At 39.5% G+C, this 20,817-nt stretch carries 20 protein-coding genes; 5 read left to right on the forward strand and 15 right to left on the reverse strand.

The genetic code is table 11. The features are described from left to right. Positions 1-278: 278 nt before the first annotated feature. From BP97_RS0115940 to BP97_RS0115970, 7 genes are all read right to left on the reverse strand, one after another. Complete coding sequence (locus tag BP97_RS0115940; protein ID WP_028549990.1) at positions 279-464, reverse strand: helix-turn-helix domain-containing protein; 186 nt, start codon at positions 462-464, stop codon at positions 279-281. Between the two features lie 114 nt (positions 465-578). Further along, positions 579-869: a hypothetical protein gene (locus BP97_RS0115945; RefSeq protein ID WP_028549991.1), complete on the reverse strand. Its 291-nt coding sequence runs from the start codon at positions 867-869 to the stop codon at positions 579-581. A gap of 79 nt (positions 870-948) precedes the next feature. Beyond that, entirely contained in the window at positions 949-1,446 is a 498-nt protein-coding gene (locus BP97_RS0115950) for a tetratricopeptide repeat protein (RefSeq protein ID WP_028549992.1), read from the reverse strand. 133 nt (positions 1,447-1,579) lie between these two features. Continuing rightward, the gene (locus BP97_RS0115955; protein ID WP_156043231.1) at positions 1,580-3,448 is read right to left on the reverse strand and encodes a hypothetical protein; all 1,869 of its coding nucleotides are present in this window, start codon (positions 3,446-3,448) and stop codon (positions 1,580-1,582) included. A gap of 288 nt (positions 3,449-3,736) precedes the next feature. After that, positions 3,737-5,200, reverse strand: coding sequence for a hypothetical protein (locus BP97_RS0115960; RefSeq protein WP_028549994.1), 1,464 nt, complete (start codon positions 5,198-5,200; stop codon positions 3,737-3,739). After that, the gene (locus BP97_RS0115965) at positions 5,179-5,937 is read right to left on the reverse strand and encodes a hypothetical protein (RefSeq protein ID WP_028549995.1); all 759 of its coding nucleotides are present in this window, start codon (positions 5,935-5,937) and stop codon (positions 5,179-5,181) included. The genes BP97_RS0115960 and BP97_RS0115965 overlap by 22 nt, the downstream gene beginning before the upstream one ends. 22 nt (positions 5,938-5,959) lie before the next feature. Beyond that, complete coding sequence (locus BP97_RS0115970) at positions 5,960-6,148, reverse strand: helix-turn-helix domain-containing protein (protein ID WP_028549996.1); 189 nt, start codon at positions 6,146-6,148, stop codon at positions 5,960-5,962. Between the two features lie 364 nt (positions 6,149-6,512). Between BP97_RS0115970 and BP97_RS0115975 the strand changes: the two genes are divergently transcribed. Then, positions 6,513-7,682: a phage/plasmid replication protein gene (locus tag BP97_RS0115975; RefSeq protein WP_028549997.1), complete on the forward strand. Its 1,170-nt coding sequence runs from the start codon at positions 6,513-6,515 to the stop codon at positions 7,680-7,682. Positions 7,683-7,770: 88 nt separating this feature from the next. Here the strand turns inward: BP97_RS0115975 and BP97_RS38870 are convergent, their stop codons facing one another. The 8 genes from BP97_RS38870 to BP97_RS0116020 form a co-directional block, all read right to left on the reverse strand. After that, positions 7,771-9,069 (reverse strand): copper amine oxidase N-terminal domain-containing protein, encoded by a 1,299-nt coding sequence (locus BP97_RS38870; RefSeq protein WP_051620636.1) that lies wholly within the window; start codon positions 9,067-9,069, stop codon positions 7,771-7,773. A gap of 238 nt (positions 9,070-9,307) precedes the next feature. Next, entirely contained in the window at positions 9,308-9,889 is a 582-nt protein-coding gene (locus tag BP97_RS0115990) for a hypothetical protein (RefSeq protein WP_028549998.1), read from the reverse strand. A gap of 180 nt (positions 9,890-10,069) precedes the next feature. Then, on the reverse strand, positions 10,070-10,402 hold the full coding sequence (locus BP97_RS0115995; RefSeq protein ID WP_028549999.1) for a helix-turn-helix domain-containing protein: 333 nt from the start codon (positions 10,400-10,402) through the stop codon (positions 10,070-10,072). A 311-nt stretch (positions 10,403-10,713) separates the two neighbouring features. After that, entirely contained in the window at positions 10,714-11,013 is a 300-nt protein-coding gene (locus BP97_RS0116000) for a DUF960 family protein (protein ID WP_028550000.1), read from the reverse strand. A 69-nt stretch (positions 11,014-11,082) separates the two neighbouring features. Continuing rightward, positions 11,083-11,820, reverse strand: coding sequence for a Rad52/Rad22 family DNA repair protein (locus tag BP97_RS0116005; protein ID WP_028550001.1), 738 nt, complete (start codon positions 11,818-11,820; stop codon positions 11,083-11,085). Further along, positions 11,810-12,790, reverse strand: a complete 981-nt coding sequence (locus BP97_RS36490; protein WP_036745979.1) for a YqaJ viral recombinase family nuclease — start codon at positions 12,788-12,790, stop codon at positions 11,810-11,812. Before BP97_RS36490 ends, BP97_RS0116005 begins: the two co-directional genes overlap by 11 nt. Before the next feature lie 41 nt (positions 12,791-12,831). Next, the gene (gene radC, locus BP97_RS0116015) at positions 12,832-13,440 is read right to left on the reverse strand and encodes a RadC family protein (RefSeq protein WP_028550002.1); all 609 of its coding nucleotides are present in this window, start codon (positions 13,438-13,440) and stop codon (positions 12,832-12,834) included. A 61-nt stretch (positions 13,441-13,501) separates the two neighbouring features. After that, on the reverse strand, positions 13,502-14,437 hold the full coding sequence (locus BP97_RS0116020; RefSeq protein WP_028550003.1) for a DUF932 domain-containing protein: 936 nt from the start codon (positions 14,435-14,437) through the stop codon (positions 13,502-13,504). A gap of 879 nt (positions 14,438-15,316) precedes the next feature. Between BP97_RS0116020 and BP97_RS0116030 the strand changes: the two genes are divergently transcribed. The 4 genes from BP97_RS0116030 to BP97_RS38875 all read left to right on the forward strand — a co-directional run bounded on the left by BP97_RS0116030 (position 15,317) and on the right by BP97_RS38875 (position 20,815). Beyond that, positions 15,317-16,249, forward strand: coding sequence for a hypothetical protein (locus tag BP97_RS0116030; RefSeq protein ID WP_028550005.1), 933 nt, complete (start codon positions 15,317-15,319; stop codon positions 16,247-16,249). A gap of 221 nt (positions 16,250-16,470) precedes the next feature. Continuing rightward, positions 16,471-17,670 carry a DNA cytosine methyltransferase gene (locus BP97_RS0116035; protein ID WP_028550006.1) on the forward strand — a complete coding sequence of 400 codons (1,200 nt, stop codon included), beginning with the start codon at positions 16,471-16,473 and terminating at the stop codon, positions 17,668-17,670. Between the two features lie 17 nt (positions 17,671-17,687). Next, positions 17,688-18,743 carry a DNA cytosine methyltransferase gene (locus BP97_RS0116040; RefSeq protein ID WP_028550007.1) on the forward strand — a complete coding sequence of 352 codons (1,056 nt, stop codon included), beginning with the start codon at positions 17,688-17,690 and terminating at the stop codon, positions 18,741-18,743. A 2-nt stretch (positions 18,744-18,745) separates the two neighbouring features. Next, positions 18,746-20,815 (forward strand): McrB family protein, encoded by a 2,070-nt coding sequence (locus BP97_RS38875; RefSeq protein ID WP_051620638.1) that lies wholly within the window; start codon positions 18,746-18,748, stop codon positions 20,813-20,815. Positions 20,816-20,817 lie beyond the last annotated feature (2 nt).

Genomic DNA, 20,817 nt, shown 5'->3' on the forward strand with positions numbered 1-20,817 from the left:
CGTCCGTTAAAGGTGAGTTCCTTAGCCAGTGAAATATGTTCCTTGGTAAATTCGGCAAGCCGTTCGCCAAATTCGGATTTACAGGCAACCGAAGAGCTTATTAATGTAATTCATCTTCGATTTTCCTCCTAGCGCAGCAATGTTTGGTAGATCATGGAGCTGATAGTTATTTCGGAATTTCGGTAATATATGGATTAATAACACAAGTGGCAAGCGTCCGATCCGCTTGCCGCTTGAGGAGTTCAACAAGTATTGGGAATGGGGTCTAAAAATAAACATTAAGCCTGTTTAAATTCCGAGAAGCCACCAGCCAACCATTTTTCAAGAGTCGGTCGATACAGTAAAATTCGACTCCGTGCCTTCGTATGCGGCAGTTGCCCGGCTGCACACATATTATAAATCGTAGTAGTAGATAAACCCGTTATTTTAGCGGCATCTTTAACCGACAAGGTGATTTTCTCCATTTCGATACCTCCGTTATTAGTAGTGTTATAAATAAAGAAAAATTCACTGATTGATTCAGCCTGATGGTCACAAATAACCTTTAAGGAAATGGGCAGGTACCCTGCCCATTTCCTTCAGCGGTTATGTTTACTTAATATTTCTCTGTCCATCGCAAGGTGGTAACGATCGCGAGAGACCCATCCCAACTCCATCTTGATATCAATTTTTTCCATTGCCGCATCTTCTTCGGGGATGAGTATCTTGCTGCTCTCTTTTAAGGAAGACTCGAATATACGATGATTATTCGCAAAAGCGAGTCGTACTTTCTGATCTAAAGCATCGTAATCAATAGGATAATTAAAGTATTCGATTATCTCGCGGTACCAAGCCTTAACAATCTCTTCTAATGTGATAGTATTCTTCAAATCCTTCTTTCGCCTCTTTCATATAATGTGCTTTCAGATGAATAATATATATTTGATCAATTTAGTTAGACGGTAGCAGTTAATCCGCCTTTTCTTCTAGGTTCCAGAACTGCTTGTTTGCATCGGGATGTCCCATTGCACTTGCAATTTTGAAGTGCTTCGTTGCTTTTTTAACATTTTTTTTGAACACTCTGCCGGACGAATAATGCGTTCCTAGTGAAAAATGAGCATCTACAAGTCCGCCCTCCGCGGCCGTTTTCAATAGCTTTTTCCCTTTTTTTTGAGTTTGTTCATCCTCCAAGTAACGCTCGGCTAATTTAAATTGGGCTAAAGGGAAATTCCCGCATTCATCTAGCCATTTCATTGCTTTTTTAATATCGTCTTCACGATCATTCGTGATCCCCCGAAAGTAACATTCAGCTAACCAGACGGCTGCCCAAAGGTTTCCTTCCTCGGCTTCATCGCGCAACCGTTCGAGTGATTTACGATCAGCCGCGTTGCAATAGAAGGTATAGGCTACAACGATTTGCTCGTGAATAGAAGGTGAGCTTTTCTTGTAAACGTGAATTTGACTCATATACTTTCCTCTTTTCTGGTTTATTGGGGTACTATCCCGGATATATTGGGTACGATAATGTCTCGATCTGTCTGCGTTCTAGCTAACTTGCCAAGATGCCAAGGTAATGTGAATTATCAAGTAAGCAAGGAAACTATTCTTCTTCATCCCACCATCGAAAGGCATCTAGATCCAGTCGAATAACACTTACCCTCTGGCCATTCACTTTAATACGAACCGTTTTTGTGCCGTCCTTATTGTTATCCGGCTTTAATATTCCGCGCATAAATAAGCGGTCGATTAACGATCTTTTGGATACTGGAAATTCGATTCCTAGCCTGCCATAAAAGCTTCGCACTTCACTGTAGGCCAAATCAGGAAGAAGATAGAGATTGCTAAAATCTCGGTATCCTATCAGTGATTTGATCCCGGGGGCGTCTATAATTTTATTTTGTCTTCCTTCAACCGTAATCTCTGGAATATGAGCTCGATTAGAGGTTATGAGCTGGGCAAGTGCATGGATAAACATATCTACTTCGTTGTTTCTCTTCAGATACAGGTTTTGATCTTGTATCCATTGCAGAAGCATGGATCTGTTCTCATCCATTCTAAGATCGAAATCGTGCAGCGTAAGGAATCCTACCTGTAATCCATAATTCATATAGGCGTTAAAAGAAGCATCTAACCATGATGCCGTTGTAATAAGACGGCCGTGTGAATCAGGATGCGCATTAGTAAAAAAATCTTTGCTGCTTAAAAATGCTTGCTTTAAGTGATCTACATGCTTTTCGAAATTTTCCGTAATTGCTTGTAAGTAGAATCTTATCGCTGTCGGAAAGTAGGTCCGGTTTCCTTGAGCGGCAGTTAGTCTTTCAAGGTTAATGTCTTCTTTTCGGATTGGGATCATAAAACATCTAGCCAAGGAGGAGAGGCTTTTAAACACATTATCCTCAGCCGTTATCGCCGCTAACCCACCGGGCTTCATATGTACCGTTTTGTTTTTAGACTCCATTTTTTGACGACCTACAGAATCTCCATATGCCCTAACGATGTTTTCCAGCTTTTTCTCCGTTTCATGCCTCTCAGCGGAACTGATTGATGGTGCAATATCATCGATCAGGGTTACTGTATCGCGCATGTTTACCATCATTTGTTCCATAGCTGGTCCAGTCGCTTTAAAATTGATTGGAACGGCATCGGCGTATTGCTCGTACATATTGAAAAATAACTTAGATATGCTTGTTTTGCGACTGCCGCTTTCACCAAACAGATAATATACAAAGTCCGGTTTATATCTCCAGTCTTTAAAAACAGAGGTCATTAAACTTAGAAGCATAAAAGAAAGGGCGGTATTACTTATTTCTATAGGCGCGATTGGAAGCATGGTGTTGAGAACAAATTTAAACGCATTTTTTTCCGAAATATCGGTGGTCTTTAAATGAAACTCCTTGAGCGAATCATCGATAACAACATGATCTGCGTTATGTTCCCCAATAATATTAGTACCTGTGATATATTTGCTTTGCCCGTTCGAATCCTTAATCCAACCTAGGCTACAATACTCGTCAACATAGGGGACGAACTCGTTGATGCGGTAAATAATGTCCTGAATATATTGTGCTGCATTCGAAATGATGGGGGATATCCATACTTTGAACCCCCATTTTTCACGAATCCATTTCATGGATGAAAATTCTGCTGGACTTAAAATGACCGGTTCCAACAAAACCATATTCCTAATGCCCATTATGTGGATTTTGCGACTTATCCCACTGGATCGATGCTGACGAATTTCCCCACAGGGTAGAAAAAGAGTATCGGTCAACGATTGAAACTTTCTGTTGTCACCCTCACCTACTGCGATTTCGATCCCTTGCCGGCTAAATCGGTACTCAGGATGACTTCCATGAAGGCAATCCGTAAGGATTTCAATAGCATCCGATTCCCATAGAGAGGAGGGATCAAGTCGCCAACGTGCAAACAGGTCGAAATAATTTTTACGTATTAAACTTAGATGGCTCACTATGACATCACATCCCAAATCAATATTTTTATAAGGTTGTCAAAGAGTTAGGAGTTAGATTCTAGCAAGACTACCTATTTATCATGCCGTTGATTGTTGTCCTTGTGCTGACATCTGCATTCCCTCCTTTTCGCATTTGGTATTTCTGATTCTACTGGATTCACGAGTCTGCGATTAATAACCATTTACACGCCATTTTTTTGGTGCCTAAAATGACAATAGCCTCTTGGCTGGAACAATAAAAAACCCAAGTCAGCACGAAACTGGACTTGGGTTTAGGTATGATTTTTAATTTTTCATTGCATTCCGAACTTTATCTAAGCTGCGTAAGAATGAATCCGAATTTATTACCTTATGAAAGGCAGGATTAATTTCATTTTCGCAATGTTCGACAAGGTTTTTGGAAATTATGTTGGCATTGAAAATTCCATTGAGCAAGGGCTCGCTACGAAATTCTTCGGACAGTGGAATGTGGGCAATACTAGTTTCTGTATTTATCCACGACTGGGCATGTTTCTTAGACACAGGCAATTGAGTCTTAAACTGTAACGACTTCAATTTAATCTTGTATATGATCGGAGCGAATAAATCGAAAATTTCTTGTTGTTTCCACGAAAGCTGATCGTCATCGTCAGTAGTGGGAAAAGAGAAGTCATCGAAAGGTACGTTTATAGGATAGACCTGCTTTAATAAATAGTACGTATACATTTCCATGAGCGGAAATGTAAATTGCGATAGCATATAAAGGCTTTTCGTCATGTCTCGGATGACTTCGGTCTGCCGATATTCGCTATATTCCTTCAAGAGGCGGTCACCTAAGATAGCTTTTACATCGTATTGGTTCCGCCAAATGGTTTTATTTTTTTCCCTGCTAGATTGAACAGTTCCTTTATTTTCATATTGAACTTGTTGAAAGTAATGGTTGGCAAACTCAAACAAGTTGGGAGCAAAGGATTCGTTATACGTTAGAAGGACTTTTATATACTCGTTCCTGGAAAATACATTGGGGAGCAATCCAAATAAAACCATTAGTTTAATGAAATCAATGTTTTGGATTGGGGAGCCTCCTACATACGCTGTGATATGCTTTAACAGATTAAAGTTATAATTTGACTCAATCAGATATTGCGAAACAGTACCGCTGAATCCTTCGGCTACTGATTCGTTTAATATCGTAACGAGATTATGAACGTTTTTGTAGTTAGCAGATTTCTGCGAATACAAAGGATTGACCGTTCTGGACTTGATCGTTCGGGCAAAAAGGTTCTCTTGGAACGAAGGGAACAGAAATGGATCTGAACGTTTATCACCTGTTTTTTTGGATGGTTTGAAGTAGTTATCCCCATAACATGTGTTTATTTCCGATAATTGTAAATAGTGTTTCCCCTCATCCGTGTACTGTCCCTGATCCTTCATTAAATGATATAAACTAACGCTATCGTCAGCACCTAACTTGTTCTCGAAGTCCATTCTCATCCGGATAGTTAGGTGCAGGTGTTCCGTTGCGCTCTTTCGAAAGAATGTCAACTTGTCTTGGTGCATGAATGCTTCCAGCACCTGAGATGGGACAAATGGGAGACACTCGTAATAAACGAAGTCAACGATTTGGCTAATCGTTGGGTTTTTAAGCATCCCCATTTCTTTATCAGCTGTAAAGTCAGTTAAACCTAGCAGGTCGATTAGTTCTTTGATTTGATCAACATCGAATATCTTAAAACCGTAAATAATGATCACTCCTTCTTGCCGGCCCATAACTTTATTTCCTGAGCGACTTCAGGAGTTAATACTTTATGGGCAATTCCTATGCGAATGGTTTCTTCTATCCATTGAGAACCTTCCGTATAAGCTCTAATATAATTCAAATCGGCGTATGCTTGGTCGATTTCATTTTGCGCAAAGTAATACAGTGCTCGGTAAATATAACTATGTGGGCCAATCCCGGGAACGTGTTCGTACGATTCGAAGTAATCTCGCGCTTCATTCGCAGCACCCAATTTATATCGAATAAAGAAAACTGCAGCCCGCAGATCCGGTATTTGCCGAAGATAAGAGTATATAGTGGGTTTTTCGGTAAGTTCAATGACTTGCAAATAGTCGTAATCAACATCGGATTCATCTTTGCTGTTTAATAATTGAATCAGGGCAACCAAGTCTGCCAATGGCTGCTTATCAACTGCAGCTTTTTTTAATGAATAAGCGGAGCATACAATTCTTACGAGGTAGTCGCTCTCTGAATAATCCCCACGGGTTAATTTTTCTCTGGCCTGCACGTACGATCCCAAACTTTTTCGGAATAAACCGACTCTGTTTTCGACTTGTTTCTTTATCCTATCGATATTGTCATTGGAAATTAACTCATCCCGGTATTGCTCTTCTAATTTAAGAATCTCTCGAATTATTACCTCGCCATCTAGCGGGGCCATACCATTCAAACGGTCGAAGAAACTTTTGATATGGTGATCTGTAAATAATTTTGGGTAATCGTTCATGTATTAATCACATTCGATCCTCTCAGTGTTTCTTCGTACTCTTTCTAATAATATAGTCCGTGACAGCACTTCGCTGTATACGATGAGAATTCTTAACCTTGAATGACTCGATTTCTCCGGAATTAATCAAGTCGTATGCGGAATTCATACCGATTTTTAGGAGTTCCGCTAATTCTGGAACAGTTAAGATTTCATTGTAATCATCATACATACTTTTCACCTTCCATGCATTGGTTTTTTTATTTTACTGTTGATTAAATCACATTATATATCGTTAATTTACATTGTATTACTTTATTATCTTCGTAACAGTTTATTAAAAATAAGCATGAAAGGACAGTAAATAGGCAGATTAGCAATGTTACTCTTATTCAAGTGGATTAAAATCACAAACCAGGAAGGAGTTCGAAGCCATGTTCTAATGGGAGTGGCAGATATATATGTATATATGATTACTATATTAACTATAAAAACTTTTGACATTATTCAACACATTTCTGTGTAGTATGGACCTTGTTTCAAAATATAAAAATGTGGAAATTAAAAATTCAAAATCAAGAAAAGGAAGTGGCACTATGTTCCATACAGTTTTATTATTCCAAAGCATTGATGCATTTGATTATACTAATTTGAAGGCCTGTTTGTCAGAGCTATCAAAAGAGAAGAATTCCAGACATTTTACTAATCCCAATCATACCAACGAGCGTATTTATGAGCTATATAAAGAACATGGAATTATTATAATACTGAGGTGTGCAAGGAAACCAATTAGAGTGCAATCCAATAATATCCAGGGGATTAACCAGGACAGCCAAGGGGTCAATTATCATGCAATTGAAATACGGTTAAACCCAAAGGTGCTTATACAAGCAAATGAGTATGTAAAGGTTGCTAGGGCAAGTGATTTTGTTGAGATTTGTGATCAATTCAAAAGAGTTCTGAAGCCTCTACAGAAGGCATTTGAAACGCATCCGAGTAAAAATATATACCGCTTTAACAAAATAGACGAATACCAAGTCAAAAGAATCGATTATTGTATTAACATACGATCGATTAATCATAAAGAGTACATTGAACTGATTAGGAGAGCAGAAATACCTGCCCGCTTTTCCCCTGTAACTAATTTAGATAAAAGATCGGGGAGGGAGGTGGCTTATAAGAATAGCTTCTATATTCAGACCCAGAATCATTCTGTCGTCGTAAATTTTTATAATAAAGAGTACCAAATGCAAACCGAGTTTGAAAGTTTTGAACGGCTAAAAGATGCAAGTAATATTATTCGTCTTGAAATCCAATGCCAAAACGGAAAGACGAATAGTTTGAAACAAAAGTTCAAATGGAAATACCGAGACTTTATGAATTTTGCAAATGACGATATTGCCAGAGAAATGATCTATTATTACTACGAGAAAACAGTTGGATTTGAGGACTATTTTACATTGGATGAAGCCAAGAGGCGAGTAAAATCCTGTGATAATTACCGCAAAAAGACTATAGACAAAATGATCGAGATCCTTGAGCTGGTGAATCAGAAGCGTTCAATATATCAGGCTTTGTTATCGTATAGTGATAACTTGGAAGACAAGGATAGTGTAGCGGAGTTTAATTCCATTATAAAAAAAATTAGAAAAAGCTGCATAAACCCTGTCACCATTCCGGTAAATTGGGGATACGATCATATCCCCAATTTAGTTAATGAAATGGATAAAGAGTTTACGCAGCTATTGAGAGTTGTTATTAATTAATTGTTACAGTAGTAAAGTGCAATATCTATAATCTATATAAACAACACAGGGGAGCCATTTTCAACTTCCCTATAGTATAGATTGGTCATCAATTACCGACTGTAACTGTCTTAGCCTCAACCCATTGTTCGGTCAGCCACTTGATTCCGAACAATGCGGCGGTTTCATTTTCCTTGCCTTTTTCTACAACGAAGCTGGCATGATTCCAGTAAACAAGCACTTTAGTTCCGCTTATTTTCTTGACAATTCCGTCGAATGTGCCTGAACCGACAGTATCCCCGACATGTATCATTTTTCCGTAATAATCCAATGGTTCATAGTCATTATATTGAACCTTCTCGTGTTTCTGTTGATTTTCCTTCACCACATCTTCAAGCGTTTTCCGATTATCCTCTTTCTTCTGAACGGCATCAAGCATGGTAATCTTATAATCAAAACTGAATAAGTCAGTTGCACTCTCCTCAGCACCGCCATAATAAATTAACACCATTTGAGAATCTCCGTCCCAGCGAATTGTCGCTCCGAGGTTCTCGGTAACAAATCGAACAGGAGTCATGGTTCTTCCGTTGATGATGGTCGGTGCAACTGCTAATTCTTTCTTCGTACCATTTACAGATGCAGTCTTTTGATCAATCCAAAGCTCGATTGTATCATCACCGAGACTGATTGTAACTTTCTGTTCGCTACCAGTCCACTTCGTAGTTCCGCCTAATCTATCGATAATCGGTGCAATAGGAAGCAGGGTACTGTCGCTGCGGATAACGGGAGTGACGTTATGGTCGTTATCGTCGAAGTTCTTTCCGTCATCCTCAGTCAATAACCAAGGACTGTTGATCTTCATTGCGAGTTTGACGGGATTAATATGTTGCTTTAAGCCCGATGTATCTTCTTTGTACATACTGAATTCCAAAGTGCCGTCAACATATTTCGTACTGAATGTATTGCCATAAGGAGCATTCGCCAAGATTTTGCTAATAAAGCTCAAAGGAACATAGACACCTAGAGTGGGATCGTCCAGATAACGTGCCGGTTTCTCAAGTTGATAAGTATTTCCGGTGGCATTTATACACGCACCTGACTCATCTACCTCGTATTCCTGAACGTCTGTCTGGCCTTCTGTAATTTTGAAACATTGCCCTTGAAATGTGATATATGAGTATATCGGTTTTCCGCGAGTATTAGTGGTTTCTGTCCCGCTAAGATCAAGAAACTTGAGGATTTCAGCAATTGAAAAAATCAGTACACCGTCTTCCGTTATTGGCGTATGCACAACACCTTCTTTTTGTCCGACAATTTTTATTCCAATCTCTTTTGCTGCGAATACAGCCTGTGAGACGCTAAACATTAGCATGATAGAAATACCGAGTACTATTAGTTTCTTGAGCATAGTGGTTATCCTCATTTCATTAATGGTTATATTTAATCTATTTTTCTAAAGACTTACTAAAGCGGCGTAACGGCCCAACCAATAAAGGTAGAGAGGATAATCTTATAAACGATGTAGTTTGAAATGGTTGTAAATACCGTGACGTTTTTTTGCAGTTTGCAAATGAAAGACCAGCCAAAGGGGATGCTTAGTACTACATAAATAGCGATCACTCAGGTTACCTCCAATCCTTGTAAACTCAATTTGAACCTTTAGCGGATGATGAATCAGGCTCTGATAATGACGCCGCCGCTTCATCGACCAATTGTTTAATAATCGGAACGGCCGTAAATGCGAAGGAATACTCAGTAACTCCAGGATTATGCCGCTTTTTTACGAGGTTCTTTTTGGTTAGTTTCGAAATAATGGAGTAGGTTTGTTTTTTCTGATCAATGTGAATTTTATGGGCTGTCATGTTCTTGAAAATAAATCGTATCCCCCATACTCCTTGTTCCAGTTTAAAATCAGGATGAAAGGATATAGACGATAAATGCTCGTATAGTTGGACATCTGTTACAGGATGGGGAAGAGGATAGTCCTTAAAATTCAATTTCATAAGCTTGAATCCTGAAATGCCTTGCAGCGTAAGATATGCCGCTACCCAACCTATTACAATTCCGAATAGAATCCCGACCGGACCTCCGAAAGCTAGCGCAATTGCTCCTAGTAAAATGAGGATAAGATATAACTTCTTGAAGGATTTCATTGGGGTTTCAAGTTGAATAGAAGATTGAGCAGATTCGCTATTAGCAGTGCTTGATTTAATAGATTGGGCTTTCATAGATGGCTCCTTTAATTGAATTTTTTTCGACTGATTGTTATTAATGCAGTAATATTGATGTAATTTTGAAATGGGCTACAATGAATCCGCAGTAATCTCCACCCTTAAATGTGGCTTTAGCAGTACCAATTTAGGAATATTTGCTGTCGTCATTCGATATTTGTTTTCCCTCCTGTTTGACTATAATTGCGGTTTGTTTTTTTCATCCTTTAGAATTCTGAGCATATAGCGTTTAATATCTTCAGGGGTAAGAATAGCCAAGAATTGTTGATTTTGGCTGCGGCTGTCGCTTGTTTTGGGAGAATCCGATGATGAAAATAAGTCAGTAATGCTAATCTCCAAGGCAGCTGCAATTTTTTCTAAAGTCCTTACGGTAGGATTCTTCTCGCCTCGCTCAATTTGTCCAATATAAGATGTATTCATGTTAGACAGTAAAGCGAGCTGTTCTTGGCTTAGTCCACTTTTTTGTCGGATTAATCGAATATTATCACCAATAAGTTCTATATTTTTCAATCTCCTCACCCCATATAAAACGATATTGCAATTTCCAAATACACTCAATATGATAAAACCGTTAAATAAATGGATATAACCATCAAATAGTGCCAGTAGCATTTTTTTGATGATTGCCTCACTACTCAATAGCATAGAAAGGTATTATAAAAGGAAATATTCTTTTGAAGAATGCTGTTTTTCATTATCTATGAACCTGCGTCACTATGTTCCGCACTTAACGGAAGACCGCTATCTAGCATAGCGTCAATGTGACTAAAGCTATAATATATATTCCAATAGTAAAATCCTGCGTATGCGTTTATACCGTGCTAATATTCGTCAGCGCATAACATCGTGCAATGAATGTCATCGTCAATCACATATATCTTCTCTATTACTATTTTTTTAGCGCATATGATGTATTCTTTTTGAAAGGGAGGCTGCTCTTGTGAATGTACGATTCTTTGCTTTTGATTCCCATTCTCACAAACACATTCCAATTGAAACACTTGTAAATAATCTTTCTGGCCGACTTCCATCGTTTCGATCATGTACCAAAGGATATTTTGCAGAAAAGCGGGAACTTTGTTTTTAATGCCTTGGGTTATATATTTTGCTCCTGTAAACACTTCTCGTCACTTCCCCTCTAGAAATTGCAAACGGTCAGATTCGAGATCTGACCGTTTGTACAGTAACCCTTATGCACTTGCTGTGATTTGTCTCTCTTGTAGCCGTTTTTGCAGCAAATTCATGATTTGTTGATCGGTAACACGCTCTTGACGCTTTTTCGCGTACCATTCATCGAATCCGTCAAGACTACCTGCTAACTCCTGCCATGCCACTTTAATCTGATTTTGTATAGCTGAAGTCTTGTTCTTCAGTTTATCTGTAAGTTCTGATTTTTTATTGGTGCGATTATTTGGCGACTGCGGTTGGGAAGGGATGGTTGACTTCGATTCCCATCCTTTATCACGGTAATACTGTTCATAATTCTCTGGTACGATGATAGATTGCCGCTGTTTATCCCAAGTGATTTTTCCTTTATAGAGATCGCTTCCAACACCTATTCGGCTCGCGCATTTCTTCATGCCATCCGTAATTGCACTCTTCGTTGCATCCCCTTCGTGCATGCCTGGTTTAATTTGCTCGCTACCTGAATCAATGAAGGTAATCCATTCCTGCAATTCGCTATTAAAGAAGCTGAAACGGACATACATTTTCACACGAGAACTTTTTCCGTTTGGTTCCTGAATAATTTTTTCTGTCTCATACAATCCTTCGTACTTCCAATATCCGACACCCAGCACTTCATTTAAACGTTCTGTAATGGATTGGCCTGAGATATAGCAGCGATCTCCAAAGCTATCGTACTGGTATTCGGAATAGGGGAAAGGGGCGTTCAATTTTTGAAAGAGGCTTGTTGAATCATTCGCCATTCTTTACAGCCTCCTTCTTAATGCTGAATTGGCGGAAGTGGGTTGTTTTTAGATATTCTTGATAAACGTTAGGATTAAGCTCTTTGAGTTGTTTGCTGTCTACTCCGGTTCGGCTGCGGTTTTCCCACTTCACCTTATAAGCTCCAGCGATTCCAATTTCATGACTGCCCAATAGAGATTTAATTCGATTTTCGAATTCGGTAATGGCTGACTCCAAAACCTTGAGTTGGCGCTTATTATCGAAATATGTTTCAATGTGTATGATCTCTTCCAGTGGAATGATAGTGCCGTTCTCAGCTTCGGGATATAGTCGATTTAAAAGCTTTGTAGACGCCTCAGAGCCGTCAACAGGAGGGCAGTTACCGACAAGCACATAATGATGCCAAAAATCATAGGCTAGCCGTAGCAGTTGATTTATGAGCTCGTCGTCACGTATGACCTCGTACTCCCTATATTTGTTACCGCCAATGAGCGTAGCAAAATATCCCCAATCTAGTCCGGTGACGAACATGTACCATTGCAGCTGTACGTAATAGTAGTCGGGAATATTGCCATTGTCCCACTCCTGACGCAGGTATTCGCTTGCAGTTTTGATTTCCAGAATGCCGCGGCCGCGGTTTGGGCAAATAATCATACGGTCAAGATTACCAAGAGCCCAGCGATGTTCAGGATGGCAGTAAATGACCTTCTTCTCTGTAATTGCCCACTCAGGATGTTCGCTGGCGAATTTATCTGCAATAAGCGGTTCAAGTCGTGTTCCCCATTCCGCTGCTTCACTGAATTGATCTTCAGGGGCTTCTCCAAGCTTTTCAAGATATACATGCACCGGCGTTCGCCAGTTGGATATACCGCAGATAGCGGATAGATCGGAACCGCCGATACCATTCCGTCGATAGACGAGCCAGTGCTCGTAGGATAGATTTTCAGTTTCAACAAGAATGTCTGCATGAAGTTTTACTGCGGTTATCATGAATGCACCTCCAAAAAATAGAACGAGGGTTAATGTGTGCATCACATTAACCCTCGTTCTTTTAAACTGACGTATTGATAATGGCCGATGACGATATGATCGAGAACATCGATCCCAATTATGGTTCCAGCCTCCACTAAGCGTTTCGTAATCTCTACATCTTCTGGACTTGGATCGGGAATGCCACTGGGGTGGTTATGGACGCAGATAATGGAGGCACTACTACGCTTAATTGCCGGACGGAATACTTCTCTGGGGTGGACAATACTTGCATTAAGGCAACCAATCGACACAGTCTCCCTAGCAATAACCCCATTTTTCGAATTAAGGAACAAACAAACGAAATGCTCTTTCTTCAGGTAACGAAATTCCGGTTCAACAAGCTTGTAGACATCCTCAGGTTTACGAATTTTATATACGGGTGGATTAATTGATAATGACAATTTTTGAGCAAGCTTTAGCGCGGAGATAATTTGCCGCGCTTTCATTTGCCCAATACCTTTAATAGATATTAGCTCCTGTTCGGTCACTTCGAACAAATCTTCTGTGGTAGGAAATCGATTGAAAATTTCTTCAATAATGTAGCTTCCTTGCTTTTCACGCAGTGAATTAGCGAGTAATGATTTTAATTCGGGCTGAGTTTTTTCCATGTAACGAGCGACCTCCATAACCCATTGAATATTTGATCAGTAATCAGAATTACAGAGAGTATCAGGCTGAAGCCAAAATCAACTCATAAGCTTTGTCGAGAAGTGGATTACCCTCCATCGTGCGTAGAAACAGGTTTTCCTTATAGGATGCCGTTTCTCTGAGAGGCTTGGCATGTGTGGCAAAGTCCGATACGGCGTTGATAAATCGATACCCATTTTTACCGACCTGTTTTAAATCCGGAGCTTCGAAATATCTTGCCTGTAAATCATCACGTAGCTGCTGAACATTCTTTTCTTGAAGGTTTGTTGCATTGTCTGGCATAGGTAGGAGGAATTCAATGTACTCCTGAACCTTATGATCTGGCGTTTTGATCTTATGAAGCTTATCCACTTCGGCTCCAAGTCTATCCATATAAAGTTCAGCGTGGAGTAATGTCTTTTTTGCTTCTTCTAGCTTAGATTGAATATTACCAGTATGAATCGTCGTCCATATGCGTTTGGCACTATTAAGAGCGAGATTCAAGGTGTTTTGACAGACGATTCGAATAGGGGTCATTGCTACCTTGATGCTCCCACTTCCATCGTGACTGTTGGAGAACACCATATAAGGAGAGATATGATCCCCAGAGATAATGTAGTTTTCTGGCAACTTGGCAAGAAGCCATACTTTTTTGCCGTTTTGCAAGCTACCGGCAGTTTCAAATCGCACGCCTTCACCAAGCAATTCATCAGCGAAGGCAAATGCTTCATGGTTTTGGACAATCTTATATCTGTCCGTAACGACACCGAGCATCCGTTGGTCAGATGCTCGGATGTTTGCTTTGTAGCCTGGGACTTCAGAAAAATCTTCGGTTTGAATTGATTTTTGAATGACTGTCCAATCTAGTCCTGATGCCTTCAGTGCCTCTTCTGAACTGAGTGCGTGTTCGACTCGTTTTCCGAGTCCGTGCCAAGGCGCTTCCCTCACATAAAACATAGTTTCGACATTTGCTGGCATAATACCATCTCCCTTTGGATGAATTTATTAAACAGCCGTATCGGCGTGTTTTCAAAAGAAAGACATAAAGCAGAACAATTAATTGGTATCGGCTTTTATGTCTTTATCAAGTTAATAATATAGATTTGATTTGTAGTGCTATACGAACTGTGGGAATTTTTCCAGCAAATCAGAATTCTAAGAGATGTCTGTGTATAGTGCTTTTGAAGATACTTCTGAATAATGAAAGGAGCTAAAAATTTTGAATGCACAACAACCAATAGGATCGGCAAATGAAGCAGCTGAAAATCCCCGTTCATATCTACTATCCATTTCTATCAATGATTCACGCTGGGACAAGTTCAAGGAATTTTGCCAACTGCCATCCGATGAAAAGTAGTGGATTCCAATTGCACACTTATAAAAAATACGTTCTAAGCGGGTTTTGATTGCTATTCTGAATGATATATTGATATCATCATGGATCAGCAGGAAAGAATCATATGTTTCGGTATCGCGGTACGACAAGTGAACTATTCGACCAGAAGATAATGACGTTCATGCCTGTTCATGCAGATACCTATGAAAGTTCATACTCAACAATCGGGCAACGTAAGCATGCAAAGTCGGCTATAGAAGAAATAGTTCAACTGATTCTAGGAGATTCCAACGCGGCAGAAAGAATTAGCCTAACCTATAGAGAGTTCTTAGTGTTGCTTTTGAGTACAGTGCCGCGACAACCTTCCGATTTATGGGTTTCAAGAGAAGCTTATGTCAATGCAATGAATGTAATAGAGGCAAAGTACAGATTAGAGGTTGGAGACACGGGTTTCTTGGAATGGAGACCGACATTGCTTAGTCGTTCACCAATGCTAATAGATTACGAGGAGAGTAAATAAAATGAATTGTACCCAATGTAAAAAGGAAACGGATGAGAGATATATTATTGATGCCAAAGGAACGAATTATTGTTCGGAAGACTGCATGGATCAGTATATAGAAAAGAATGATCTCTCTTATGACCCTCATCCATATGAGGATAGATATTTAATTCTGCGACGGGCGTATGTTGATTTACTGAATCGCTGGGAGGAAACGTTAGACAATGTGAAAACCAACCTTGAACGCGAGGTTGACGATCTACTGGAAGAAATCGACGAGTTGATTGATGATCAAGCTGACTTTATTCACGCAGAAGGGGACGACGGTCCTTATGCTTGGGAAATATATCACTATACATTAAAGCTAAGAGAGCTCCAAAAGCGTATTTTTGTATGGCGGCCAAGTAGAAAAATGCTGTACTGGGTTAGTGGAAGTGATGCTAATTATGGAAGTCTGGATGAAAATCAAAAGGGAATCTACGATAAGGTATGCACAGATTTATACTTGTCCGGTTATGAAGAGTTCATTCACTATGTGATTGAACATCATCAGCACCCCTATCATTGGGGATTGAGCTATGTTTTTGATAATCCGGATATGGTCACCGAGGCGTATGAAATATTAAAGCCGTTTTGTGAAAATCACGGAGTTGATATATCAATAGTAGAATCCTATAAATGTGAAGCACATTGTGGGGATATATTAGAAGTTGATGCAGATATGCACATTAACGGTTGGTTCTACTGTTATTCCTGTAAAGAATCGGGGGATCATGGGATCTTTACGTTGCAAGAATTGGAGGCAGAGTTTCGGTTTTACGAAGAGCATGAAGAGGAACGACAAGTGGTGATCTACGAGAGAAGGGATTGGTGTGAAACTTTTAAAAGAAAAATAATACGATCATGCATAAATTTTGGGCTTGAAGTACCTTCGTGGGCTGAAAAGAGATAATGGTCTCAGTTTACGTTAATAATAGTTTTTGAGTTGAATGCGAAGTATTACTAGTAGTCATTAATGTTCTTCCCATTTTGTTTTCCTTTTTATGCGAACGTATATTTGCTATAATGGGGATATTAGTTGACAAGCAGGACTTTTTATGAGATATATAGAAATTTATATCTTGCCCATTATTCGAGTCTAAATACGATATTTCTACATAAGGAAGAAGTGAAATGACGATGAGTACACTAAAAGATCACTTGAATTATATAGATTGGCTTGGAATTCGCAAGGTTCTTAAACAACAAACCTTTGACTTTGTCGATTTTTTCGCAGGTGCAGGTGGAATGTCCTATGGGTTCCACAAGGTTGGAGAAGAGACAGGATATTTCCGTAATATTGGCGCATTCGATTTTGATAAACATGCAAATAAGACTTATGAGACAAACTATGGTGTTTCTTCACATCAATTAGATTTAGGCAACGCAGAAATATCAGATATTGTGGATATTCTAGCGGCTAAGAGAAACAAAAGCAATCCACTTATTGTAATTGGATGTGCACCTTGCCAAGGTTTCTCGTCCCATAGGAAAAAGGATCCTAGGAAAGATTCAAGAAATTCCTTGGTGGGGAGATTTGCAGAAATTGCTGTTGGGTTGAAGGCAGATTTTATAATCATGGAAAACGTACCAGATTTATTGGCCAAGAAACATTGGCACCATTTCAATGCATTTAAGACTGTTTTAGAAGCAGAGGGATATCAAGTTACATCAAGCATTGTCAATATGGCCGAGTATGGCGTCCCGCAAGAAAGACATCGAGCTGTAGTATTGGCCTCCAAACAATTTAGTCCAACAGTTCCAGCACCAGTTCTTTCAAGGGAATCGTTTAGAACTGTCAGAGATGCAATTGGAAACCTTCCTCCTTTAATAGCAGGTGAAGCAAGCAAGGATGATCCTATGCATAAAACCTCCAATCATAGGAAAGAAACAGTTGAGATTTTAAAACAAGTCCCAAAGGATGGTGGGTCTCGTCCACCTGGAGTAGGGCCTGCTTGTTTAGATAAAGTAAAAGGCTTTTATGATGTTTATGGTCGGCTTGCTTGGAATAAACCTGCAATAACAATGACCGCAAGATGTAGGACACCTTCCTGCGGCAGATTTACGCATCCAGAGCAAGACAGAGGATTGTCCATTAGGGAAGCAGCACTTCTACAGAGTTTTCCTCCAGATTTTATTTTTGAGGGTCCGTTTGATGATAAATACAAGCAGGTAGGAAATGCGGTACCACCAGTCTTCTCAACACATTTGGCAGCGCACGTACTTACTATGATGGCTGGCCAGAACCGTAATGAGGAGGAAGAAAATATTGAGCAACCATTCTTTCAATCGTATAGCAGCGTTATTGCTCACTTGAAGCAACAGAGAAATTGAATATTTTGGAGGAAGAGATGAGCAAAAATCAAACTTTTTCCGCTATTGACTTATTTTCCGGTGCTGGAGGAATGTCCCTTGGGTTCTCGATGGCGGGTTTTAACATACTGTACGCTCTTGATAATGATTCAGCCTGTATTGAAACATATAATAAGAATCTTGGTAATCACGGTCATGTTGGCGATATTTATGAAATTAATAAAACAGTAATTGAGGAAACGATTAGTCGTAAAATCGATGGCCTTGATGTAATTTTTGGGGGACCCCCTTGTCAAGGATTCAGCGTTCAAAGAAGAGGCGAGGATAACGACCCTCGTAATCAATTAGTCATGGAGTATATCCGTCTTGTCCTAGAGGTACAACCAAAATTTTTCGTTATGGAAAATGTCGCAGGTTTGCTATCAACAAGAGGGAAACCGGTTCTAAAACAATTGGAACAGCAATGTGAGAAGGCTGGTTATGTTATTCACATACAGAAATTAAATGCATTTGATTTTGGAGTCCCCCAGGTTAGAAAGCGCGTCTTTATTGTTGGGGAAAAAACCGAAGGAGTTTTTACTAAGTTCACGTTTCCAGATCATACTAGGCCTTTTACGAATACTCCATCAACTGTAAGAGAAGCAATCTCAGATTTGATGATAACAACAGATGATGAAACAATCCATAATCATAAAGCAGACAAACTTTCACCAATTAACCTTGAGCGGATAAGATCAATTACCGAAGGACAGGGCAGAGACTCACTCCCTGAACATTTACAGTTAGATTGCCACAAGAACAATAGTACACATAGGCATTTGGATGTTTATGGTAGAATGGCGTGGGACAAGCCAAGTTCAACAATAACAGCACGATTTGATAGTTTTTCCAGGGGCAGGTTTGGTCATCCGGAGTTAGATAGAACGATTACACTCAGAGAAGGTGCGCGCTTACAGACTTTCCCTGATGACTATATTTTTTATGGTACTAAGGTTCAAGCAGCAAAGCAAATTGGGAATGCTGTACCTCCTTTGCTTGCTAAAGCAATTGCCGCAAAAATAAAAGAGATATTGTTAGCGGAAGGTGACGGATAGGTATGGAACATTGGCCTAGTGGCGCTAGGGATACAACAGAGTTTCCTGCTCTAGAAATACAGGTAGCTGCAGATCTACGCGAACATTTACAAAAATTTACTCAGTTAGACGGTCATGAGTGGAATGACTACAGAGGTCAAGCAGCGGCTACAGACTGGGGAGTAGCAGACTCGAGAATTAGAACATATCGAAAAATGTATGAGAAATTCGGGCTGGTTTTCAAAGATAATGATAACAAGTTGAGACTCTCCCGGCTGGGTACAGAAATACGATCAATGGAAAGTAACTTAGAAGAAGAACGGGACAGAATATATTCTCAGGTAGCAAAGTCAGCGATAAGTATTTTATCGCGATACCAATTACGGAACCCTTCAGATAACTATGGCTTGCCAACAAGTTGTGACGTTCTTCCATGTATTTGTATTTGGAAGGCTATGTTTAATTTGGAAAATAAACTTCATTTCGAAGAAATGAATAGAGTGATTCTAAGGATAACAAAGATGGTGGACTTAGATGAGGCTATTCAAAAGGTAAAACATGCTAGGGAACAAATTACAAGTTATTCAGCAACTAGTGAGGAAATCTTACGGAGTCTACTAGGTGAACCTGTTCACACGGAACAACCATCTGCTAGGATAGCGCCTTGGTATTCTTTTGCTGGGTGGGGTGGTCTGATCATCACTCAAAATGCTGATAGCGACGGTTTTCGTCATCTCACTCCGACTTCCCTACCTTCAATAAAGGAAATAATACAGAACCCTCCGAGATACTTTGAGGCACAAAATGAAGAGGAGTGGTTTTCTTATTATATTGGAGATGCCGCGATAACCAATAATTACGATACCGACTCAATTTCCGAAATTGTGTCTGCATTTCATCAAGACCTTGCAGCCGTAGGACTTAACTATAGTGTAGAGTTTATTTCAAGATTTATTGCTAGTTGTTTAGCAAAGCCGTTTGTCATTTTCACAGGACTATCCGGTTCAGGTAAAACTAAGTTATCTCAGGCATTTGCAAGGTGGATATCAGCGAATCGATCAGATACTTCAAGTAATTTTGAGCTAGTCTCTGTAGGTGCTGATTGGACAAGCAGGGATAGCATTCTTGGATATGCCGATGCTTTGGACGGAAATAAATATGTCAGGACTCAGGCATTAAATGTTATTTTAAATGCAACTAATGATGCTATGAACCCATATTTTTTACTGCTCGACGAAATGAATTTATCACACGTGGAACGTTATTTTGCAGATATCCTTTCTGCTATTGAGTCTAATGAACAAGTATTCCTCCATAGTGATTTGGTAGCAAGAGATGGAGTGCCATCGACTCTAGAAAGGTTACCTCGGAATTTATTTATTATTGGAACAGTGAATGTCGATGAAACAACTTATATGTTTTCACCGAAGGTCCTCGATAGAGCCAATACAATTGAATTTAGAGTAAATCGTGAAGATATCAGTTTATATATGGATAATCCGAATCAGATACAAATTGAAACGTTAAATGGTAAGGGGAAAAGATTTGCAGCGGCTTTTGTAGCAGCATCGAGTTTAGATCCAGATAATGATACAATGAGCCGCAGCATGTTAAAGGAAGAAGTCCTATTATTTTTTGATATCTTGAACGAATACGGTGCTGAATTTGGTTTTAGAACTGTTAAAGAGATGGCTCGGTTTATTTATTATTTCGAATTAATATCCCCAATTGGTTCGGCGTTTGAAAAATCAGTTGATGCACAGGTATTACAGAAAATTTTGCCCAAGTTACATGGTTCAAGAAAGAAACTGGAACCATTACTTTGCGCTTTGGCAGCCATTTGCTACGAAGAGCACCTCTGGCAAATGGGTAACAGTCAAGAAATGATTCTCTCTAACGGGGAATCACTTAAAGATTTGGCTACTAAAGCAGCGTATATGGATACTTTTGATGACCATCCATTATCAGTTGATGAACATGGTAGATATATAAAGAATCCACAGGAAGCATATTTAAAATTAAGCTACGGGAAGATTGTAAGAATGCTAAAGCAATTAGAGCAAAATGGCTTCACAAGTTTTGCGGAGGCTTAGTA

This window comes from Paenibacillus sp. UNC451MF (assembly GCF_000686845.1).
Classification (GTDB): domain Bacteria; phylum Bacillota; class Bacilli; order Paenibacillales; family NBRC-103111; genus Paenibacillus_S.